The organism is Nocardioides sp. (assembly GCF_036401255.1).
Taxonomy (GTDB): domain Bacteria; phylum Actinomycetota; class Actinomycetes; order Propionibacteriales; family Nocardioidaceae; genus Nocardioides.
Genome location: NZ_DASWVI010000118.1, coordinates 1 through 3,729 on the forward strand (window position 1 = coordinate 1; position 3,729 = coordinate 3,729).

Consider the following 3,729-nt stretch of genomic DNA (forward strand, 5'->3'; position numbering starts at 1 on the left):
CCGGCGGCGACCTGCTGGCCCTCCTCGACCACGATGCTCACCACGCCCTGGAACGGCGCGGCGACGTGGCCCGGCTGGGACGGGTCGGCCTTCTCGGCCGCCTCCACCTCGGCGGCGACGCTGCGGTCGCGGACGCTGACCGGACGGAGCTGGCCGTTGATCGTGGACATCACCGTGCGGAAGCCGCGCTCGTCGGGCTCGGTGATGGCCTGCACCCCGAGGATGAGCGTCTTGCCCTCCTCGATCTGCACCTCGTGCTCCTCGCCGCGCCGCAGCCCGTAGAGGTAGTCGAGGGTCGGCAGCACCGAGGTGTCGCCGTACCGCAGCCGCGACTCGGTGAACTCCTTGGTCGGCCCCGGGAACAGCAGCTCGTTGAGCGTACGGCGGCGCGTCTCGCTCGAGCCGGCGAGGCCGTCGCGCTGCTCGGCGGTGAGCTCCTCGACCGGCGGCTTGTGGGTGCGGCCGGCCAGCGCCTTCGTGCGGAACGGCTCGGGCCAGCCACCCGGCGGGTCACCGAGCTCGCCGCTGAGGAACCCGATCACCGAGTCGGGGATATCGAACCGGCCCGGGTCCTCGGCGAACTCCACGGGGTCGGCGCCGACGGCGACGAGATGGAGCGCGAGGTCGCCGACCACCTTCGAGGACGGGGTGACCTTGACGATGTTGCCGAGGATGTCGTTGGCCGCGGCGTACATGTCCTCGATCTGCTCGAACTTCTCGCCGAGGCCCAGCGCGATCGCCTGCTGGCGCAGGTTCGAGAGCTGACCGCCGGGGATCTCGTGACGATAGACGCGCCCGGTGGGGGAGGGCAGTCCGGACTCGAACGGCGCGTAGACGCGGCGCGTCGCCTCCCAGTAGGGCTCGAGTGCGCACACCGCCGCCAGCGACAGCCCGGTCTCGCGCGGGCCGTGGTCGGTGGCCGAGACCAGCGCGGAGAGCGGCGGCTGGGAGGTGGTGCCGGCCATCGACGACGTCGCGGCGTCGACGGCGTCGACGCCGGCGTCGATCGCCGCGAGCAGCGTCGCGAGCTGGCCACCGGGGGTGTCGTGGGTGTGCAGGTGCACGGGCAGGTCGAACCGCTCGCGCAACGCGGTCACCAGCGTGCGCGCCGCCGGCACGCGCAACAGTCCCGCCATGTCCTTGATCGCCAACACGTGGGCGCCGGCGTCGACGATCCGGTCGGCGAGCTCGAGGTAGTAGTCGAGGGTGTAGAGCCTCTCGTCGGGGTCCGAGAGGTCGCCGGTGTAGCACAGCGCGACCTCGGCGACGGCGGTGCCGGTCGCGCGCACCGCCTCGATCGCGGGCCGCATCTGGTCGACGTCGTTGAGCGCGTCGAAGATCCGGAACACGTCGATGCCGGTGGCCGCGGCCTCCTCGACGAACGCGTTGGTGACGTCGGTGGGGTACGGCGTGTAGCCGACGGTGTTGCGACCGCGCAGCAGCATCTGCAGGCAGATGTTCGGCACCGCCTGGCGCAGCGCGGCCAGCCGCTCCCACGGGTCCTCGGCGAGGAACCGGAGGGCGACGTCGTACGTCGCGCCGCCCCACGCCTCGACCGACCACAGCTGCGGCGTGGTGCGGGCGACGTGGCCGGCGACCGCCAGCAGGTCGCGGGTGCGGACCCGGGTGGCGAGCAGGCTCTGGTGGGCGTCGCGGAAGGTCGTGTCGGTGACAGCCACCCGGTCCTGGGCGCGCAGCCGGCGCGCGAACTCCTCGGGGCCGACCTCGAGCAGCAGCTGTCGGCTGCCGTCCGGGGCCGGGACCTCCAGGTTGACGTCGGGGAGCTTGGTGACCGGGTCGATGGTCACCGGGGCGGCGCCGTACGGCTGGTTGACGGTGACGTCGGCGAGGTAGCTCAGCAGCTTGCTGCCCCGGTCACCCGTGCCGCGGGCCCGCATCAGGTGCGGGTGGGTCTCGATGAACGAGGTGGTCACGTGCCCCGAGGCGAAGTCGGGGTCGGCCAGCACCGCCTGGAGGAAGGGGATGTTCGTGGAGACGCCGCGGATCCGGAACTCCGCGACCGCCCGGCGGGCCTTCTCGACGGCCTTGTCGAACGTGCGGCCGCGGCAGGTGAGCTTGGCGAGCATCGAGTCGAAGTGGGCGGAGACCTCGGCGCCGGTGTAGACGGTGCCGCCGTCCAAGCGCACGCCCCCGCCGCCGGGGGAGCGGTACGTGGTGATCACGCCGGTGTCGGGGCGGAAGTTGTTGGCCGGGTCCTCGGTCGTGATCCGGCACTGGAGTGCGGCCCCGCGCAGCGTCACGGTCTCCTGGGAGAGCCCGAGGTCGGCCAGCGTCTCGCCGGCGGCGATCCGCATCTGCGACTGCACGAGGTCGACGTCGGTGACCTCCTCGGTCACCGTGTGCTCGACCTGGATGCGCGGGTTCATCTCGATGAACACGTAGTTGCCCTGGGGGTCCAGGAGGAACTCGACCGTCCCGGCGTTGCGGTAGCCGATCTCCTTCGCGAAGCGCACGGCGTCGGCACAGATGCGGTCGCGCAGCTCGGGATCGAGGTTCGGTGCCGGCGCGATCTCGATGACCTTCTGGTGGCGCCGCTGCACCGAGCAGTCGCGCTCGAAGAGATGGATCACGTTGCCCTCGCCGTCGGCGAGGATCTGCACCTCGATGTGGCGCGGGTCGACGACGGCCTGCTCGATGAACACCGTCGGGTCGCCGAAGGCGCCCTCGGCCTCGCGCATGCAGGTCTCGACCGCCTCGCGCAGGTCCTCGGGCCGGTCGACCCTCCGCATGCCGCGACCGCCGCCACCGGCGACCGCCTTCACGAAGAGGGGATATGGCAGCGCGGAGGCGGACCCGACGAGGTGGTCGACGTCCGTGGACGGCTCGACGCTGGCCAGCGTCGGTACGCCGGCCGCCTTGGCCGCGGCGATCGCGCGCGCCTTGTTGCCGGTGAGCGTGAGCACCTCGGCCGTGGGGCCGATGAACGTGATGCCGGCGTTGGCGCAGGCCTCGGCGAGCGCGGGGTTCTCCGACAAGAAGCCGTAGCCCGGGTAGACCGCGTCCGCACCCGAGCGCACCGCGACGGCGACGATTGCCTCGGGGTCGAGGTAGGCGCGCACCGGGTGACCACGCTCGCCGATCTCGTAGGCCTCGTCCGCCTTGAGGCGGTGCTCGGACCAGCGGTCCTCGAACGGGAAGACCGCCACCGTCCGCGCACCGACCTCGTAGGCCGCGCGGAACGCTCGGATCGCGATCTCGCCCCGGTTGGCCACCAGCACCTTGGAGAACATGCGCACAACCTATAAGTCGGCGCCAGCCCGGTGAGCCCGCCCACGTCCGGCGAGACGACGCCCCGTGGGCTACTCGCCGGTCACCACGAACGGTGCCAACAGATCCGGGTGGGCGGCGAGCGCGACGCTCACGGCGACGTCCTCGGGGACGTCGATCGCCGTGACGGCCTGCCGGCCGCCGGCGGTGGTGGCCGTCAGCGAGGTCAGCCCGGCGCGCCTCTGGAACCACGTCGAGCGCAGGTTCCAACCGATGACCCCGTCGAGCTCCAGCGCCTCGCGCCGGCGGTCGAGGCTGCCGGACCGGACGACGAAGTGGCCGCCGACCAGGGCGTGGCCGAGCGCCGCGGTGCGGTCGGCCGCCAGGGCCGCGGCGACGGGCAGCGCGAGCGTGGTCAGCACCGGCACCCATACGGGGAGGTCGGCGAACACGCTCAACAGCACGGCGGCCACGACCGCGGCCGCGGCCGGGCCGAGCGCT

2 protein-coding genes are annotated in these 3,729 nt (G+C 72.6%); both read right to left on the bottom strand.

The features are described from left to right. The coding region (locus tag VGD85_RS05325; RefSeq protein WP_331062407.1) for a pyruvate carboxylase at positions 1–3,251 on the bottom strand (3,251 nt) is incomplete at its 3' end. A 69-nt stretch (positions 3,252–3,320) separates the two neighbouring features. Then, the coding region (locus VGD85_RS05330) for a PH domain-containing protein (protein ID WP_331062408.1) at positions 3,321–3,729 on the bottom strand (409 nt) is incomplete at its 5' end.